At 48.7% G+C, this 17205-nt stretch carries 16 protein-coding genes and 1 pseudogene; 10 read left to right on the forward strand and 7 right to left on the reverse strand.

Features of this window, described 5'->3' with window-relative positions; all coding sequences use genetic code 11:
• The 4 genes from BZG14_RS13510 to BZG14_RS13525 form a co-directional block, all read left to right on the forward strand.
• Positions 1-423: fimbrial biogenesis chaperone (locus BZG14_RS13510; protein ID WP_131825189.1), on the forward strand; the 423-nt coding region annotated here is incomplete at its 5' end.
• A 55-nt stretch (positions 424-478) separates the two neighbouring features.
• A complete protein-coding gene (locus tag BZG14_RS13515) occupies positions 479-2959 on the forward strand; it encodes a fimbria/pilus outer membrane usher protein (protein ID WP_158074901.1) in 2481 nt (826 codons plus the stop codon).
• Positions 2956-4302: a fimbrial protein gene (locus BZG14_RS13520; RefSeq protein WP_077608983.1), complete on the forward strand. Its 1347-nt coding sequence runs from the start codon at positions 2956-2958 to the stop codon at positions 4300-4302. The genes BZG14_RS13515 and BZG14_RS13520 overlap by 4 nt, the downstream gene beginning before the upstream one ends.
• Positions 4303-5010, forward strand: coding sequence for a fimbrial biogenesis chaperone (locus tag BZG14_RS13525; protein WP_077608984.1), 708 nt, complete (start codon positions 4303-4305; stop codon positions 5008-5010).
• Between the two features lie 61 nt (positions 5011-5071).
• Here BZG14_RS13525 and BZG14_RS13530 read toward each other — a convergent pair whose 3' ends face one another.
• Positions 5072-5686 carry a response regulator gene (locus BZG14_RS13530; RefSeq protein ID WP_077486906.1) on the reverse strand — a complete coding sequence of 205 codons (615 nt, stop codon included), beginning with the start codon at positions 5684-5686 and terminating at the stop codon, positions 5072-5074.
• Between the two features lie 330 nt (positions 5687-6016).
• Here BZG14_RS13530 and BZG14_RS13535 point away from each other — a divergent pair, with 330 nt between their 5' ends.
• From BZG14_RS13535 to BZG14_RS13565, 6 genes are all read left to right on the forward strand, one after another.
• Positions 6017-6277 carry a hypothetical protein gene (locus BZG14_RS13535; protein WP_131825190.1) on the forward strand — a complete coding sequence of 87 codons (261 nt, stop codon included), beginning with the start codon at positions 6017-6019 and terminating at the stop codon, positions 6275-6277.
• A 13-nt stretch (positions 6278-6290) separates the two neighbouring features.
• On the forward strand, positions 6291-7991 hold the full coding sequence (locus BZG14_RS13540; protein ID WP_077608986.1) for an ATP-binding protein: 1701 nt from the start codon (positions 6291-6293) through the stop codon (positions 7989-7991).
• A gap of 73 nt (positions 7992-8064) precedes the next feature.
• Positions 8065-8319 (forward strand): type II toxin-antitoxin system ParD family antitoxin, encoded by a 255-nt coding sequence (locus tag BZG14_RS13545; RefSeq protein ID WP_077486908.1) that lies wholly within the window; start codon positions 8065-8067, stop codon positions 8317-8319.
• Positions 8319-8615 (forward strand): type II toxin-antitoxin system RelE/ParE family toxin, encoded by a 297-nt coding sequence (locus tag BZG14_RS13550; protein ID WP_077486909.1) that lies wholly within the window; start codon positions 8319-8321, stop codon positions 8613-8615. The genes BZG14_RS13545 and BZG14_RS13550 overlap by 1 nt, the downstream gene beginning before the upstream one ends.
• A 243-nt stretch (positions 8616-8858) precedes the next feature.
• On the forward strand, positions 8859-9083 hold the full coding sequence (locus BZG14_RS13555; protein WP_077608987.1) for a hypothetical protein: 225 nt from the start codon (positions 8859-8861) through the stop codon (positions 9081-9083).
• 816 nt (positions 9084-9899) lie between these two features.
• Positions 9900-10568 carry a TIGR01621 family pseudouridine synthase gene (locus BZG14_RS13565; protein WP_077608992.1) on the forward strand — a complete coding sequence of 223 codons (669 nt, stop codon included), beginning with the start codon at positions 9900-9902 and terminating at the stop codon, positions 10566-10568.
• On the opposite strand, the gene gspS2 is transcribed toward BZG14_RS13565, so the two are convergent.
• The 6 genes and pseudogenes from gspS2 to BZG14_RS13595 all read right to left on the reverse strand — a co-directional run.
• On the reverse strand, positions 10561-10938 hold the full coding sequence (gene gspS2, locus BZG14_RS13570; protein ID WP_158011759.1) for a type II secretion system pilot lipoprotein GspS-beta: 378 nt from the start codon (positions 10936-10938) through the stop codon (positions 10561-10563). The genes BZG14_RS13565 and gspS2 overlap by 8 nt on opposite strands.
• Positions 10938-11249 (reverse strand): YciI family protein, encoded by a 312-nt coding sequence (locus BZG14_RS13575; RefSeq protein ID WP_077461202.1) that lies wholly within the window; start codon positions 11247-11249, stop codon positions 10938-10940. The genes gspS2 and BZG14_RS13575 overlap by 1 nt, the downstream gene beginning before the upstream one ends.
• A gap of 253 nt (positions 11250-11502) precedes the next feature.
• On the reverse strand, positions 11503-13626 hold the full coding sequence (locus BZG14_RS13580; protein WP_077608990.1) for a plasmid pRiA4b ORF-3 family protein: 2124 nt from the start codon (positions 13624-13626) through the stop codon (positions 11503-11505).
• Positions 13627-14106: 480 nt separating this feature from the next.
• Positions 14107-15057, reverse strand: coding sequence for a transposase (locus tag BZG14_RS13585; RefSeq protein ID WP_077487178.1), 951 nt, complete (start codon positions 15055-15057; stop codon positions 14107-14109).
• 308 nt (positions 15058-15365) lie between these two features.
• Positions 15366-16133: a tRNA isopentenyl-2-thiomethyl-A-37 hydroxylase MiaE gene (gene miaE, locus BZG14_RS13590; protein ID WP_077608991.1), complete on the reverse strand. Its 768-nt coding sequence runs from the start codon at positions 16131-16133 to the stop codon at positions 15366-15368.
• A gap of 109 nt (positions 16134-16242) precedes the next feature.
• Positions 16243-17205, reverse strand: a pseudogene (locus BZG14_RS13595) (beta-N-acetylhexosaminidase); the annotation flags it as partial.

The raw sequence follows: 17205 nt of genomic DNA on the forward strand, positions 1-17205 counted from the left end.
AATATCGACAACGGCAACCGACAGAATAAGCTGGCGATTGTATTGCGCAATCGCGTCAAGGTGTTTTATCGCCCAGATACCATCATAGGCACGCCGTCTGCTGCGGTGAGTGGGCTTAAGGCAACACCGCGTTATCATGAAAACGGTGCCCTGGCGTCGATAACACTGACTAATAATGCGGGCTACTTCGTTAACCTCTCGTATACCGCGATCACAGTTGATAATCAACGCTATACGTCGGGAGCGGTCATGATTGCGCCACGGAGTAAGGCGGTGGTGGATTATACTGCCGCGGATGTGTCGTCGGCTCCGGCTGATGCGCGTGAAAAACAGAGTGAGTTGCATTATGTGGCGATCAATGACTACGGCGCGCAGGTTTCGGGCACTATTCCGCTGTCGACACGCTCGCATCATGAGAACTAGAAAGTATGGTGAGCTGAGTCGAGGGACCCGTGCGTGCTTGATACGAGGGGCGCTGGTGTTTGTTTATCTCATGGCTAACAACTGGGCCCATGCCAATGACGAAGACGTGGCAAGTGTCGATCAGGATGCCTTTGAGTTTGATGAATCCTTACTGTTGGGCTACCCGCAAGAGGGAGCAATGGATGGCATTTTGCAAAATGTGCTGAGTCAATCCCAGTTCGAAGCGGGGGAATACAGTTTAGATGTGTATCTGAATGCGCGGTTTTTTCGTCGGCAACTGGTTGAGCTAGTGCGTCGTGGTGAGGATGTGGTGCCTTGTTTATCGCGTGAAACGTGGCAAACGATGGGCGTGTTAGCCGCGCATACACGCGTTGATGAGATCACCCAGTGTTGGCAAGCGGATGGTTATCGCTTTCAGTTAAACCAATCCAAGCTGGCATTGAAAGTGACGGTGCCCCAAGCCTATACGCAACAACAACCCAATGGTTATATTGCCCCGGCGCAATGGGATGACGGTGAAGCGGTGTTTTTTACCAACTATGATACCAACTACTATCGTTCACACATGTCAACGGATGCGGGAGGGGGCGACAATGATAGCCTGTTTGTTGGCGTTCGTACCGGGGTGAATGTCGATCGTTGGCGGGTAAGAAGCCAGTTTAATTACAGTTATAATAATGCGGGTAATCGCACGCAACGGCAGTTGCGCCATGGGCGTACCTATGTGACAACCGCGATAGCACCGTGGGAAAGTGAGCTTACCTTTGGGCAGATTTATACGTCCGATAGTTTGTTTGACGGTGTCAGCTTTGATGGCGCGGAATTACATTCTGATCCTCGCATGCTGCCGATGTCTCGCCGCGGTTATGCGCCGGTTATTGTCGGGATGGCTAACACAGTCGCGACGGTGACTGTGTCTCAACAAGGCCGCGAGATTCATCAACAAACGGTGCCAGCCGGGCCGTTTGAGATTAGAGAGATCACTTCGCCTTTCTACCGCGGTGACTTTGATGTGGTGGTTGAAGAGGCGGACGGTCAGGTTAAACGATTTACGGTGCCTTTTCAGGCGGTGCCAGGCTCGATGCGTCCGGGACAGTCACGATATGGTTTAGCAGCCGGTAAGCTAAGGCTCACCGATGTGGTTGATGAGCCGTATTTTGCCCAAGGGGTGTATGAGCGTGGGTTGACCAACCGTTTAACCTCGCATGTTGGTTTACGGGTAGCGGAAGATTACCTTGGTACCACCTTTGGTGCCGTACTTGGAACCTCCGTGGGGGCGTTTGGTTTGCGATCGAGTTTATCTGCCGCGTCAATGGGTAACCACACGGATGAGGGATGGCGTGCTGGCATCGACTATTCGGTGGATTTTGAGCAGACGGATACCACAGTGACGTTAGCCAGTTATCGTTATTCGAGTCATGGATATCGTTCTTTGAGTGATTTTGCGCGCTGGCAGGCACAGGATGCACGTGATGCTGCGCCTTCTTTTCAGGCGGAGCGTGATTTTTTTAGTTTGAATGTGGATCAATCTATGCCAGGGCGTGGGCGATTGAATTTTTCTGGGTCGCACACTGTTTATCGCGGGGATCAAGACTCAACCACACAAGCGCAGCTAAGTTACTCCACCCAGATCGGACGAGCAACGGTCAATATCGGCTATTTACGTAGTTTTGAGCGGGACAATAGCACGGCGGATGACGTGTTTAGTTTGGGGATGAGTCTGCCTCTGGGCGGTCGTCAGTCGTCAACATTGGCGAACTTTAGTGTTCAGACGTCGGAGGAGGATACGCGTTATCAAGCGGGGGTCTCTGGTCAGCTGGCCGGCTGGGATCAAACCTCCTATGGGGTAAATTACTCGCGCAATGACGATCAGTTATCGATGGTATCTATGAATGTCAATCATCTGTCTCCCAAAGGGGCGTATGGAGCGACCTTAAGTCGAAGTGATGATTACTCGCAGTGGGGTGTGAGCGCACGCGGTGGATTGGTGATTCATCAAGGCGGCATGAATGTCACCGAAAGCCTTGGCGAGACCTTTGCGCTGATCAAAGCCGATGGAGCGGAAGGCGCGACAATACGTCACGCTCGGGGCGGTGTGATTGAGGATAACGGTTATGGCATTGCTAATCATTTGGCACCTTATAAATATAACCAAGTGTCGCTTGATCCTTCGACGGTCATTAATCCAGATATTGAGCTACAAGAAACCCAGTTTCGGGTGGTGCCCACCGCCGGTGCCAGTGTGCACTATGAGGTACCGACGACCATGGGCAAAGCAGTGTTGCTTCAAATTCAGGGAGATAAGCGTCCTCCATTGGGAGCAGACATTGTTGATGTACAAGGCCGATCGATTGGGATGGTGTCGCAAAATGGCTTGGCCTATGTGCGCGTGGCAACACTCACCGGTAAGTTAACCATTGAGTGGGGACAACAAGACAGCCAGCGGTGTGTGATTGCTTATGATTTGACCGCCAAGCCGCGCAAAGCGAATCAAGACTTTGTCACCGTCTCGGTAGCGTGTCAGGAGGGGGAATGAAAATGCGCATCCTTATTGGCTTGTTGATCTGTGCCTGGGTGTTGGCCAGCGAGGCGATGGCTTCGTATGAACCGATTGACCACTGCTACAAAATTAGTCATTCGCCCTCTAGCTATAAAAACAAACCAGGGAGGGCAGAGAGTGTGCAGCCTGAATATGGGACGACCAACACATGGAAAGGTGCATTGGATCTGAACTATGCCAATATGGCGATGCCGGATGTCAATATTGCCAGTTTGCAATTTCAGCCAGTTGGAACCGTGTTAGGCACAGCGGTGAAAAACTTTTTGGACTTTGCTGAATCTGGCGATTTTTCGCCTAATCAGGTGCTGTTTAAGTGTCCGGCCGCTGCCGCCGGACGTATTTTTGAAATGTATTCCACTAATGGTGACTACAAGTATGGTGGTCGTGATGATATGGAAGTCGGCACTGCTTTTGGTATGGAGCACGTGTATTCCACTTATGTGAAGGGTTTGGGGTTTCGCTTAACAAACTTGGCAACCGGGGAGTATTTTTCGCCTTTTTGGAAAGCGCGGCCATTAACTGGGCTCGATCGTGATGGTAACGGCAACATTCTGGTCAAAGCCAAAGACTTTAGTAATGTAAAGATTGAACTGATTCGGATCCCGGATGAGAGTGGTTATAACGATAGCCATGCTTCGTTTGCTAACACTCAGCCACTCGGCTATTTGGCCACACGTATGCCACTTGACAATTTAAATAGCTTGGCTGGTCCCGAGCCGGGACGAAATCATCGAACGCACTTTCCAGGATGGTATGGCGATTGGCCGGCGACGATTGGTTTGTATAAAAGTGTGACGATGCACCGAGGAAAAACCTGTTTGGTTAACTTTGTCACCCCGACAGTGACGTTTCCGATCATTAGTGTGATGGAGCTTAGTCAAGGCAGTGTACGGCGTGGCCAATTTTCGGTGTCTTATCAGTGCGAGCAGGGCGCAGAACGCGGTGTGGGGCCAGGCGAAATCAGTATGTTTTTTCTGACAAGCCCGGAGGCTTTTGCGACGGCGCAAGATTTATCTTTGGTAGAAGCGGGTGTGGCCACGCCGTATTTGCTTAGTGAAAACTATCACGCAGAGACGACGGCGAAAGGGGTGGCGGTCACGCTTTATGATGAGTCTGGCACGCAGCTTCGCTTTGCCGATCCGAATCGCTATTTCGATCGGGGAGCCAATCCAGCGCAAATGGTACCGAGCGGCACTCAATTAGGAGAGAACCGTTACATCATGTCCTTTGAAGCCTCTTTAGGTCAGGTAGGGAACGGGATAGCAATTACACCGGGTCAGTATTCGTCGACTGCGCGCGTGGTCATGAGGTTTAATTAGATGTTTGGACTTTTAACAATCTTCGCGAGCCTTATTTTCAGCACCTGTGTTTTTTCGGGCGTTGCGTTAGAAGAAGGCACACGAGTGGTATTTGATGCGTCAGCTGCGTCGCAGTCAATCCATGTCACCAATACCAATCGCTACAGCGTGGTGGTGCAATCTTGGGTCGATGATGGTGATTTAAGCAATGTGCCCCAAACCGCTGAAGCCCCTTTAATCACGAAACCAGCGCTGTTTAAATTGGCGCCGGGTGCGTCTCAAGTGATCCAACTGATTAATATCGACAATCAGCCTGTTGAGACGGAGCGTTTGTATTGGCTGAATATTCATGAGCTGCCGCCTAGCTTAACGGGTTCCGAAACACAGGTTGATAAACTGGCACTCACCATGCAAACCCAGTATAAGATCTTTTATCGTCAACCGGATATGACGTTATCGCAGCAAGCGATCCAAAACTCAGTCCAAGTCGATAAACAAAAGAAGACGGGCATTGATTACTTAGCGATAAAAAATGCCGCTGCGATTCATCTTAATCTGGCAAAGATTGAACTAGATGGGCAGGTTTACACACGTTTTAATCGCACCATTGCGCCTGGGCAAACCCAAACCGTGCGTTTGGAATCACCGTTAAGCGATAACATGGTGATGCTAACGGTGATCGATGATAAGGGCGCGTTGTTTGATGTGTTTCAATTGATAGGTGAGTAATACGGCCCTTGCGTGCCACTATGCAGCAATACTCTAGGTGGCCGAGTGCGAGTGTTTTTATTTAGTCGAGACTTTTTATATATTCATAAATTGCAGAGTCATTGTCGAGCCCTAACTTTGTCATTGCCTGCTTTTTTTGTGTGCTAATAGTTTTTACACTCCGGTTAGTGTAAGCCGCTATTTTTGTCACACTCATTCCGGTACTGAATAATCGTAACACTTCCATCTCTTTAGGTGACGGAGGAGACACGCTGGGTTGTTGACTTAAAATTAAATCACTAACACTAGGGGAGATATAACGCTTGCCTTTTTTTACCTCAGCGAGAACATGATGAATATCAGATAGGATATCTTTTTTAAGCAATATACCGTCGACACCTAGTGATACCAATGAATGGAGTAGTGCGGAGTTGGTAAGTTGGGTCAAGACAATTAGCTTAATAGTTGGGTAGTCGCGTTTTACTCTTTTGAGCATCGCCATACCATCAACTTGATCCGTGTTTGGCATGCTGTAATCGGTAATTAACGTATCGATCGTTTTCTTTGCTAGTTTTTTAAATATGTCGTCGACACTTGTTGCCTCAGCAACGATATCAAAGCTCGTATCTTGACTTTGTATTAATGCTTTTACACCAGACAGTACGATTGGATGATCATCGGCTATCAAAATTTTCATTTTACTACCATCCTAAAAAATGCCATATGCCCTAATTTTAGCATAATTGTCTGAAAAAAACCGAGCATGAATCACTGAAGTGAATAAGATTGAGGAGGTTGTATGGAAGGCGCATTAGCACTTTCGATAAGCCATCGCTATTTGGGAAGTCATCGCCCTTTGGCTTAGCAATAAAAATATTTATGGTAGCGTGATTTTTGTGCCTTGAAACTGGCTATTACGCCGCTGCCTGACTATTTTTATCGAGATTAGAATGGTTTTCTGGATAAAAATTAGGGGTCTCTGTCATTGATGCGACCTATGTACCGCACTTTGTCTACGGTGGCCAACATGAGAGCAGGAGTTTCTATGCGGATGGGTGTCATTTTTATTTGGCTTATAAGTGCGGTTTCTTTTGCGGCGGATTATCAACATAACGCCGACGCGAAGGAAATAGACCTGTGGTTAGTGTTGGTTATTATTTTTACCGTTGTTTTTTTGGGAGGTATCGCGCTGCGATTTAAACGATTAATGAAGGATAAAAATGATATTGAAGCTGCGCTGATAACATCAAGAAAAAAAAGCGGAGGAAGAGACGGAAATCAAAGCTAATTTTCTGGCAACGATGAGCCATGAGATTCGCACTCCCATTCACGGCATTCTTGGTATGCTGGATCAAATAGCAATGACGCCACTTAATTTTGAGCAAAAGCAAATGTTGGCAGTGACATCCTCGTCGGCATCTATGTTATATAATATCGTTTCTGAAGTGCTAGATTATTCAAAGCTTGAAGCAGGAAAATTAACGATTGAATTGCGTCCCTTTGTGTTACGTGAGTTGATTGATAATGTTTTATTAGTGAGTGGTCATGAGGCGAGAAAGAAAAATCTATCCGTAGAGTTGCATATTGAACCTAATCTAGCGGCTGTTTATGTCGGCGACGAATACCGTTTGCGGCAGGTTCTGATTAATATTGTTAGTAATGCGGTAAAATTCACGCATAAGGGACGCGTGTTAATCACATTGGAAGTGGTACACGAAGACGACGATAAACAGGTATTAAAAATTGGTGCGCAAGACAGTGGCGTTGGAATGAGCCAAGAAGAACTCGAGCGGATTTTTCATCCTTTTTCGCAAGCCGAAACCTCAACCACTCGTCGCTTTGGTGGGACAGGTCTCGGACTAACAATTAGTCGGCAACTGATCGAACTGATGGCGGGAGAAATGATTGTTGAAAGCGAGAAGGGTCAGGGAAGCTGGGTGGGATTTACGGTGCCGTTAGTGATTAGTGCAAGGCGAAAAACTGATCCTTATCTTAATGGCTTACAGGTAAATGTCGCTGTTGGCGATCCTATCCTCAATGCCAGTTTGACTACGCATCTTTTATCCTTGGGGGTTGAGATCAGTGATAAGACGTCAGTCTTTCGATTCAGTGACGATGATGATGAAAAGGCGGATGTTCAATTGGCGCCGCTCTCTGGCATGGTCGGAGTACGTCGATATAAAAATAGATGGTTATTAAACTCACAACCCATTATGAACCGAAGTGTTCGGCTGGTCTGTTATGAGCTATTAGGATTAGAAGAAGGCACGGGGGCGCAATCAGTGTATGAGGCGGTTCTTCCTGTGCGTATTTTAGTCGTGGAAGATAACGACGTGAATCAGACGCTGGTGGCCCACCAACTCAATCAACTGGGTGTGTTGTTTGATATTGCCGACAATGGCAATGATGCATTAAGTTTTTTGACCCAAAAGGATTATGCATTTGTCCTTTGCGATTGTCATATGCCTTATATGGATGGATACCAATTTACTGAACATACTCGCGCTCAACCTGTTATTTATCGTGATATTCCGATTATCGCGATGACAGCGGACGTGTTGCCTGCTCAACGCGCGCGTTGTTTAGAAGCGGGGATGAATGACTTTTTAAGTAAGCCTATCCCTTTTCAGGAACTCCGTGATTTATTTCGGCGCTGGGGAGTCGTCGATAATAACGGCTTAGATATCGAGGCACTGAAAACGGCATTTGGCAAGGCTGACGTTCTAGAGGAGATATTAAACGCGACAGTAAAAAGTTTGGTGGCTGAGCTAGATAAGCCGGTCGCTGCGCTTGAACGGGCCGAGTGGGTGCATAAACAAACCGGGACAGTCGCCCTTTTGGGATTAACCTCGCTTGCAGAATTCGGTACCTATGCTGAGATAACATTGCGAGATAATTGTGAACACCAAGTGTATCGTGATTTTAGATCGCGGCTGTTTCTTGTCATGCGGCAAATCGAGTGCATGATTAATGAACATGTGTCTCAAGACGCGCGTCGATAAGAAGCAGTAATTGATTCGGCGCAGTCGGGTGGTATGATATTGTCATACCCGAGATATCTTAGGATGGCCAGATATGAGCATGCATCGGAAAACCATTACGCTGACTGAACAACAAGACTGTTGGGTGAAAAGCCAGATTGAAAGCGGTCAGTTTGGCAATGACAGTGAGTATATCCGTTACCTCATCCGTCGAGATCAGCAGGCTCAAGAACGTATTGCCGTGCTGAGGCAGGCTCTCGCTGAGGGTGAGTCAAGCGGGGAACCTAAGGCACTCGATATATCAGCTATCAAGGCAACTGGCCGTCAACGGATGAAGGCGGTTGATTAGTGCTTAAGCTGAGCGTTACGCCGAAGGCCGAATCCGATCTCATTGGAATTTGGGTATATACCTGCGAAAAATGGGGTGCTGATCAGGCAGATAAATATCTGGATCACCTTGAGGAAGGGATGAAACAGCTGATTAATCATCCATCACTCGGCGCGAACTATGTCCATGTTTTTTCTGGGTATCGAAGATTGCAGGTCGAGCATCACGCTGTTTTCTATCAAGTACTTGAATCGGATGTGCTCGTTGTTCGTGTGTTGCACGAGGACATGGACGCACCTGAAAGACTTCTGGATTAGCTAGTTAGTCATTTATCGGGACTTTTGGTGGTGCCATTGGCGTAGGTGACACAAGCCCCGGTACCATGTCAACAACAATGCACCATGCCAACGGGCGCCTGTCACTATCGGTGCCAATTTTAATCACCAATGTCGGAGGCGCGCCAGTTATATCGAGGAACGAGGCTTACATCGTGCTGGCGCTTATGCCGACCTAGGCTTGATTTTAACGAAGCGGTTCCCGGTATTTTAAGGAGACAACCCATGGCTAATCATGACACAGAAAAGACGATACCTGAGCGTGAGCAACGGCGCTTTGCCGTATCTGCGAATCGGGACAAAGGCAGTCATCGGATTCGTTATGTGGAGGCAGGCGGTGCTTCGGTGGATAATGAAGAGTGCACATTTTGCCAGGCGGTACCGGGTTTGAGTGATCAGCCGGAGAATGAAGAGAGCCGAGACGCTTCGCTTCTAGAGACGAGAGACTAGATCGAGCCACCTCGTGCTCGCATTGGGGCTATTGCTTTTTTTGTACTCTGTATTCCGTCATCGGTATTCGGGATCGTGAATATGGAGAAGAACGAGAAGCAGTACCTAGGTCCTAGGATCCTAGGCCCTAGGAACTTTATCTACATTGAGGCTTGATGATCCCATTGGCGTAGGTGACACAAGCCCCGGCACCATGTCAACAATAATGCATCATGCCAACGGGCGCCTGTCACTATCAGTGCCAATTTTAATCATCAATGTCGGAGGCGCGCCAGTTATATCGAGGAACGAGGCTTACATCGTGCTGGCGCTTTTCCGACCTAAGCCAATGGTGCCATTGATGCTWGTCTAGTCTACGTATGATTTGGAAAAGGGAGTACGGAGAAGAGCGAGAAGCAGTGCCTAGGCCCTTTATCTACAGTGCCTGTCACGATCGGTTAGCTACCAGGGACGGAGCTACCAGGGACAGRCACTTTTAGCCAGGGCGGCTATCGGGGACAGACACTTTAAGCTAACGAGAACTAACGGGACAGGCACTTTTATGATTGCTCTAGCGGGCTGAGGAGGAAGTCGTTATGATGCCTCTCCTCAATGACCAACCGGTAAATCCCTTCGTTATGTTTTCAATTGTCGACCAAAACCAACACTTTGTGGTGATCAACAAGCACCATGGCGTTAGCGTGCAGAAAGAGGCCGATGAAGCGGCACTGTTACCTGCGGTCGCGGCGNCAGGCACTTTTATGATTGCTCTAGCGGGCTGAGGAGGAAGTCGTTATGATGCCTCTCCTCAATGACCAACCGGTAAATCCCTTCGTTATGTTTTCAATTGTCGACCAAAACCAACACTTTGTGGTGATCAACAAGCACCATGGCGTTAGCGTGCAGAAAGAGGCCGATGAAGCGGCACTGTTACCTGCGGTCGCGGCGCATATTGGGGTTGAGAAAGTCTACCTTGTGCATCGGTTAGACAAGATGACATCGGGCTTGCTGCTGCTGGCAACCTCTTCTCATGCGGCGTCTGTCCTCTCAGGGTTGTTTGCTTCGCGCGAGATAGAAAAGTTCTATTTGGCATTAAGTGCCAAAAAGCCGCGTAAGAAGCAGGGGCTGATCGTTGGGGATATGACGAAGGGACGGCGAGGTAGCTGGAAATTGTTAACCAGCAAAGATAACCCGGCGAGAACGCGTTTTACCTCTATTGCTGGTGGTGAGGGGCGGCGACTTTTTCTCTGTCGGCCTTACACAGGCAAAACCCATCAAATTCGCGTGGCGATGAAAAGCATTGGCTCTCCGCTTATCGGTGATGATTACTATGGCGGCGAGCCTGCCGATCGTGGCTACTTACACGCTTATGGACTGCAATTTACGTGTCGTTTTTCCGACGATCAGCCTGAAACACACTATAGCTATGTGCTGCCCCCGAGCCAAGGCGAGTTGTGGCCAGCCTTACCAGTAGAGTGGGAGCAGCCTTGGCATTTAATTAGCTAGCACACCCGGGGGCATCGATAGCGTTTTTGAGGATTTGTCGGCCACGGGTGTCGCGAACCAAAATGGTATAGCTGATACCACTGTCTAACATACTGCGKATRTCGYTATCYTSGCAATAWCGACGTTTTAAACCGGAAAAGAGCTSYCCYGGTGCTTTTTTGGCATTCTTCTCCAGAAGCGTCAGCTCGATGATGGCATCTTGCGCACGTGCTCGAACCAGTGAGTAGCCTTCAATATCCATCGGCAGTAGCTGTGCAATCATGTCGGCACGTTGGATTGCGGCTTCTGCGGCTTGGTCATGCTGGGTACTGCTACATGCACTGAGTACTAGCCCCAGGCAGGCCATCATCAGTATTTTTACATATCGCATTAGGCTGGATCCTGCGGAAGCACTTTTTTGAACGGTTTTACGGTCACTTCTGCATAAACGCCGGCGGCAACATAAGGGTCTTTGTCGGCCCATGCCTTTGCGGCTGATAGTGACTCAAACCAGGCAATAACGGTCGAGCCCGTAAACCCAGCTTCGCCTGGCTCATCGCTGTCAACGGCAGGGTTTGGCCCGGCAATCATCAAGCGGTTTTCTTTTTCCAGTTGGTGTAAGCGTTCAAGGTGTGCGTCACGCGCTTGCTTGCGTAGCGGTAGGCTGTTCTCGACGTCTTGTGAATAAATGAGATACCACATCGTTGTTGTCCTTGATAGATGTTTATAGCCAGTAGGATACAGAGTCCAGATTTCTGAGTACAGCGTATTAGAAAACATTGGAAAACATTGGTGGGACAGGCACTTTTGTCAGAACATTTAACATTGAAAACATTGGTGGGACAGGCACTTTTGTCAGAACATTTAACATTGGTGGGACAGGCACCAAAAGTTAAAAGAGTTAAAAGTGCCTGTCCCAAGATGTACCCTCTAAAGTGCCTGTCCCACGATGTAGCTAGTCGAAAATAGGTGGCACTTCTTCTTTTAATCTCTGATTCACTTCGTTTTTATCAAAGTGTTTTGCGTCCCAATCCTGCATGTTGAAGAAGTTCAGGATCTCTTGCTCATCGTCGTTGAGTGGTGCGCGTTTTGATAGTTTGAGTAGGTTTTTGTATCTGTCTATACCGCCGCAGTCTTCTGGTGGGCAGGCGCCATTGCCTGCCGTGACTTTAGGCTGCGTGCAATTGCGGGTATTCAGTTTCTCAAGGGTGATGGTGTGGTGCCAGTTATCACCAAAATCATACACATACGCGATGGTGTCTCCGGGGTCTTGCAGTGCTGCCCCAATGGGTAAATACGCCGCTTGAGTGTCGGATTCATCGTCAAGGTCAATATGACCAAGGGGTGTGATAAACATGGCAAGATGTTGGTGCTCCCAACCCATAATGGCTTGAATGCAATCGTGTAGCGCGATAAAAGGTAAGGCGTTTGAAATGGTAAAACGGCGCCAGATTTTTGGGCGGCTATTATCAAGCTCAATGTGCAGTACGATGCCTTGGGGAGGTTCTATTTCCTGGGGGCCGTGTGCCACCGGATGATATTCCGCTTGCTGTTGCATACTCAGCTCTGCGAGCTGGTCGAAAAGCGGAAAGGTTTTTCTCATACGATCAGGTGCTTGCAACGCATACGCCGCGGCAAATATAAATAGTTTGCTCGGTGAAAACGGTGTGCTGTCTTGCTTGCTGTAATGCGTGAGCAGCCCACTCAACGCGAGTGCTTTGATATAGGGTTCAGGGTGTTCGAGATAATGGCGGTTCCGGACTTTGCGTATGGTATCTAGCGTTGGGTCGATCGATTCAGCGATCGTCCATGTCTCTATCAATGGGGTATTGACTAACAGTTTGCTGGATCGATGTCCTCGCGCTATCGCGTCGGGATGTTCTCCTGGGAAGTCACACGTGGAGGCGAGTTTATCTAATGAGAACGGTTGCGGCTCGGTCCATTGGGACGGGAGAAGCGCCAACATATGTAGCGTGTCAGGATCGAGGACCTCATGCTGTTCGTCCAGGGCCCAACAAAGTATGTGTCGCAATATATTGGGGTGGCATTGAACGACGTCGACAGCGGTGTCCATTTCTGCGGTCATTTTTTTATATTGCACAGTGTCGACGGGATTGGTATCAAAATAGCTATCCACTAAACCGAAACCTAAGCGAAAAACGCCACCGAATACGTGTGCATTTTTAGTCGTTGGGTCGATGAGCAGTCCGTTAAATAGTATGGCATGGTTGCCGTCTGGATAGGACAGGTAAAGCTCGGTCACTTGATGTTGTTCTGCTTGTTTGCTGTATTGCATGGCTGATTTTTGCCATGCTGACAGGTGGATTTTTACGCTATCGTGACCAAAGCGCTGGATCAGGGTTAGATATTGGCGCTGTCCAAGGGACTTCCATTTTTTTGCTGGAAGGCTATTGAGTACACTCGCTGCGGTGTTGGCGATCTTAGGATCGGCATTGAGGCTCAAAAGCAAAAGCGCATCAATTGACCAAGGTTGACGGCTCATCATTGTGAGCAATCCTTGAATTTCCTGCTTGGTGAGAAAGACAAGTTCACCACTGACGAATTGACAAAAAGCAAGCCCGGTGTCGACGCCAAATTTATTGAGGTCAGCGACAAGATTCTCGGTAACCTTTTCAGGGTCTTGTGCCAAGTATTCTTGTTGCTCAGTGATCTCCTGCCGACTGCGTTCACGCACTTTCACAATGATCGCATCGTCAACATGCAGTTTAAGGTGTTTCATGCATTTGATGATTTCGCTGGCGAGTACCAGATTAATGTGATCGTCGTCTAGCTCAAGTGCTTGAGTGAGGATTTTATTCGCGATATCGATGATTTCAGTGATGTCATGACGACGCGAATGAATACGCAGGTCATCGGCCATTTGTGAAAAGTAATCGACAAAAAGCTCTTCTTGACGTTGGTCGAATGTCTTTGATAACGATAGACCAATCGGTATCGCGGTAATAAAAGACTCTGGTGAACCATTTATCAACTGACGTTGATCTGCGCTGATATCGGTGATGGGCGTGTAGTGTTGGATAGCCTCAAGGAGCGCCTGCGCAGACGGTGGAAGTTCCATATTCTTGGCCTAGGTTGTGATTAATTAATTGTTTAAGCGTACAAAAAATTAATCTCAAAAACGAGTTTTGTCTTTTTTCTTTTGGTGGGACAGACACTTTTCGCTTTATCCGCTTTATCCGCTTTATCCGGTCGCTTTACTTTATCTACTTTATCCGGGACAGTCACCACTAGTAACCTGCAAGCCGTTGTTAAGATGCCTGTCCTAGTAAAATTTCTAATGAAATCTTACCTCTTTAAAATCCGAACATGCCTTTACCTTCCTGTAACTGGAGGGTTTATCCTGGGGAAATAACGATGAGGGGATAATATGGGATGTTGTAATCAGTCCCCAGAAGGTGGGTCCAAAGGGCTAAAGCCGCTCTTAAAAGCGGTAGGTGTTTTGTTCGTGTTTATAATGGTGCTGGCTTATTGGGTAGGGTAGATTTTCGGGCTAGTATGACGATTCCCTTACGCATTGATGCGTGTTTTAGTGCTAGCCTCAACGATTTGGGATCATGACGCCTGTCATGCGCTTTAGGCCCAGTGTCGGTAATACGGCTTGGATACTCGACAGTGAGCCTACAACATTTCCGCACTCTAAATGAGCGCATGTGGTCAGCCAGGTTTCATTCGACATATTCAGTCGTGTGAGTAGGGGAAGCCGCTGATTTGAGCCCCTTTCTTGTCCCTTGTGGCTGGTCCATTCAACAAGTGCTAAATAGTCCATTAGCCGAAACGGAATGCCGTCGGGCATAGATTTCCTCGGATTTCCTGCAAAGGCGAATAAGCCTGCTGGTGTCGCTTTATTTTGCTCGAGTGATTCAACGCGCTTTTTTATCGATGTGTAATTCGAATACTTGGGCTGTTTGGCGATACCTGCTCTCACGGGGTTTAAATCGACATAGGCCATTGCCGCAGCAAGAGCTTTGTCATCCAACAAGGCCTGACTTTTAAAGCGTCCCTCCCAAAAATGCCCCGTGCATTGATCTTCTCGGTTCGCTTGCGCTGAAATATATTGATTGAGCAGCTTCATAAACCAACTGACAGACATCAAACGCTCGCGCCAGCTCTCAATGATCCGACAGCACGCTTTGTACTCTGATTTGGAGAGAGATTCTCCCTGACGAAAACGTTGGATGAGTACTGGAGCCTGGTGAAAGGCTAGCCAGCGGTCGATAACGTCGGTATTTGTCAGGGATTGGGCGGCTTTTGCATTGATATGTAGGACAACGTGATAATGATTGCTCATAATGGCGTAAGCGCAGATATCGATGCAAAAAGCTTTGGCTAGTGTAAGCAAACGCGTTTCTATCCATGCGCGACGATGCTCATAGCTTTTTTGCGATTGAGCGTCATAGCCACACAGAAAAGAGCGGCGCACGCAGCGTGAGACGCAATGGTAATAGGGTGTTGCTGCTAGGTTCACTAAAGATGCGCGAGCTTTGGTCATCGTCAGTCCCTTTTGGTAGATGGGTGTATGTAAAAGGTACTGTATAAATGAACAGCCATCATCTTTTCTGGCCTGGTTTTTCGTGACAGTACAAGAAATACTGTAACTGTGAGATTGGTTAGTTACTAAAGGCGTCTGTCCCGATTAGTACTTGGAAAGGAAACTTAGTAGGGACATGTRTAAAGGTGCCTGTCCCTGCAGGAAATCAGGGACAGGTGTAAAGGTGTCTGTCCCCGCAGGAAATCWCCTGCAGGAAATCACGTTGAATAAAAGTGCCTGTCCCCACAAAGAGAAGCTGCCATAAGAAGTTAGGCAGGAAMGCCGCTGTGAAAGCGGAATTGGCTGTCGGGTGCTTGGATCAACTCGGCTTCGCGCTCGCCGATGGTTTGGATGCGGTCGCGAATGTCTTCGCCGGCGATGGTTTCTGCAAGCGTGAGGTAATCTTGATAATGGCGTGCTTCCGAGCGCAGTAGCGAGATGTAGAACTTCTGTAGTTCATCATCGAGGTGTGGGGCGACTTTGGCAAAGCGCTCGCAGGAGCGTGCTTCAATGTAGGCGCCAATAATCAGTTTATCGACTAAGGTTGCCGGTTCGTGAGTACGTGCCGCGCGCATTAATCCTTTGGCGTAGCGACCTGCTTCTAACGGTTGATAGGGAATGCCGCGTGCGTCCATGATTTCAATCACTTGCTCAAAGTGATGAAACTCTTCTTTGATTAACCGGACCATTTTATCAATCAAGGCTTGGCCGTGGGCAAAGCCGGCTTTAGGGGTTAAAGGCGCGCTGAGGCCGTTTTTGCGTGCGTGGAAGATCCCATCGCGAATGCGGCGATAGACAAAGTCTTCATAGGGTTTGGCCCATGCCAGCAGTTGCTCGCCACTCGCCGCGTCGACTGCATATTTACGGATCAGCCACATCGCGGTTTGGCTGGCTTTTAATTCGCAGTTTGCGTGATCGCGCAAAAGAATCGATTGATTGTCAGGCTGGATGGCCGCGTCAATCCAACTGTCGGGGGTTTGACAGTGCAGAAAACCATGAATAGGGGTGAGTAGGGTATTAATTTCTTGGCGTAGCATGCCGAAAACACTCTCAGACTGACAACAATGGCTGGGCATTATAAACAGATGGGATGCGAGCGCAAAGAGCTGGCASCGCAGGAGGCACTGCCAGGTGGGCGAATTCGGCCTACTTGTTCGATGCCCAAGGGGAACGGTATTGAATACCGAACTTGTCTAAACGCGGTAACTGCGCTTTGAGTCTGGCCAGATAATCGAGCCAGTCACGGCGCTCACTGTGGCTCCAGGCCGCTTCTGCAATGGCGGTAAGCCTTGGAAACACCATGTAATCGAGCCTGTCCTGATTGGTGATCAGTTCACTCCAGAGTGCACATTGTACGCCTAGCATATGCTCACGGGCGGGATCGTCACTGGCGAGGCTTGCTAGCGGCTCATACTGGTAGGCTTTCTCTAGTGGCGTGACGCCCGCCCAGTCGAGACCGGGCTCGGTGGCAGCATAATCTTGCACCATATCGAAATAGGTCGCCTGACCCGGGGTTAAAATCACATCAAAACCATGCTGCGCACAATGCAGTGCGGCCTCTTCGCTTTGCCATGAGTAGATCACGGTATTCTTGCTCACTTTATCGCCGTTCTGCACTTCTTCCCTGCCAACCATGCGTTTGCCCAAAGCGCGAAGCTTTTGCTCCGCATAGGTCAGTATCTGTCCCTGTAGCGAAGCGGTCGTTTCTCCGTTCATGCGTCTGTCCCGATAAATTGCCGATAAATTGGGCTATCCGTCCATACCCCGTCAGGGACTTCATCGGCACCAATATGAACCCATGAGGCGGGGAAGAGCTCGGCGACTTCACTTAATACCGTATCTAAAAATCGATACGTGCCCTCGAGGACTGGCGATAATACGTTATCGGTGTAGTGCTGTACGCTGCGGTAAGTCGAGCGATCGTCGGCATCGTGTAGCCAATCAGGCAGCGCTTTGATGGCTGCGCGACAGTGGCCGGGAATATCAATTTCTGGAGTGACGGTAATACCGCGGGCCGCGGCGTATTCAATTACGTCACGCACGTCTTCTTGGCGATAATAACCTTGGTGGCGCTCTGCAACGTGACTGAACTGCGGGGCAGGGCGGGTA

The organism is Salinivibrio sp. IB282 (assembly GCF_001995685.1).
GTDB classification, from domain to species: Bacteria; Pseudomonadota; Gammaproteobacteria; order Enterobacterales; family Vibrionaceae; genus Salinivibrio; species Salinivibrio kushneri.

Bases quoted from the DNA above. Each gene is read 5' to 3' on its own strand.
- BZG14_RS13525 (WP_077608984.1), top strand. From the start codon at position 4,303: ATGTTTGGACTTTTAACAATCTTCGCGAGCCTTATTTTCAGCACCTGT.
- BZG14_RS13555 (WP_077608987.1), top strand. From the start codon at position 8,859: ATGGCTAATCATGACACAGAAAAGACGATACCTGAGCGTGAGCAACGG.
- BZG14_RS13520 (WP_077608983.1), top strand. From the start codon at position 2,956: ATGAAAATGCGCATCCTTATTGGCTTGTTGATCTGTGCCTGGGTGTTG.
- BZG14_RS13565 (WP_077608992.1), top strand. From the start codon at position 9,900: ATGTTTTCAATTGTCGACCAAAACCAACACTTTGTGGTGATCAACAAG.
- BZG14_RS13540 (WP_077608986.1), top strand. From the start codon at position 6,291: ATGAGCCATGAGATTCGCACTCCCATTCACGGCATTCTTGGTATGCTG.
- BZG14_RS13575 (WP_077461202.1), bottom strand. From the start codon at position 11,249: ATGTGGTATCTCATTTATTCACAAGACGTCGAGAACAGCCTACCGCTA.
- BZG14_RS13545 (WP_077486908.1), top strand. From the start codon at position 8,065: ATGAGCATGCATCGGAAAACCATTACGCTGACTGAACAACAAGACTGT.
- BZG14_RS13535 (WP_131825190.1), top strand. From the start codon at position 6,017: ATGAGAGCAGGAGTTTCTATGCGGATGGGTGTCATTTTTATTTGGCTT.
- BZG14_RS13585 (WP_077487178.1), bottom strand. From the start codon at position 15,057: ATGACCAAAGCTCGCGCATCTTTAGTGAACCTAGCAGCAACACCCTAT.
- BZG14_RS13530 (WP_077486906.1), bottom strand. From the start codon at position 5,686: ATGAAAATTTTGATAGCCGATGATCATCCAATCGTACTGTCTGGTGTA.
- BZG14_RS13580 (WP_077608990.1), bottom strand. From the start codon at position 13,626: ATGGAACTTCCACCGTCTGCGCAGGCGCTCCTTGAGGCTATCCAACAC.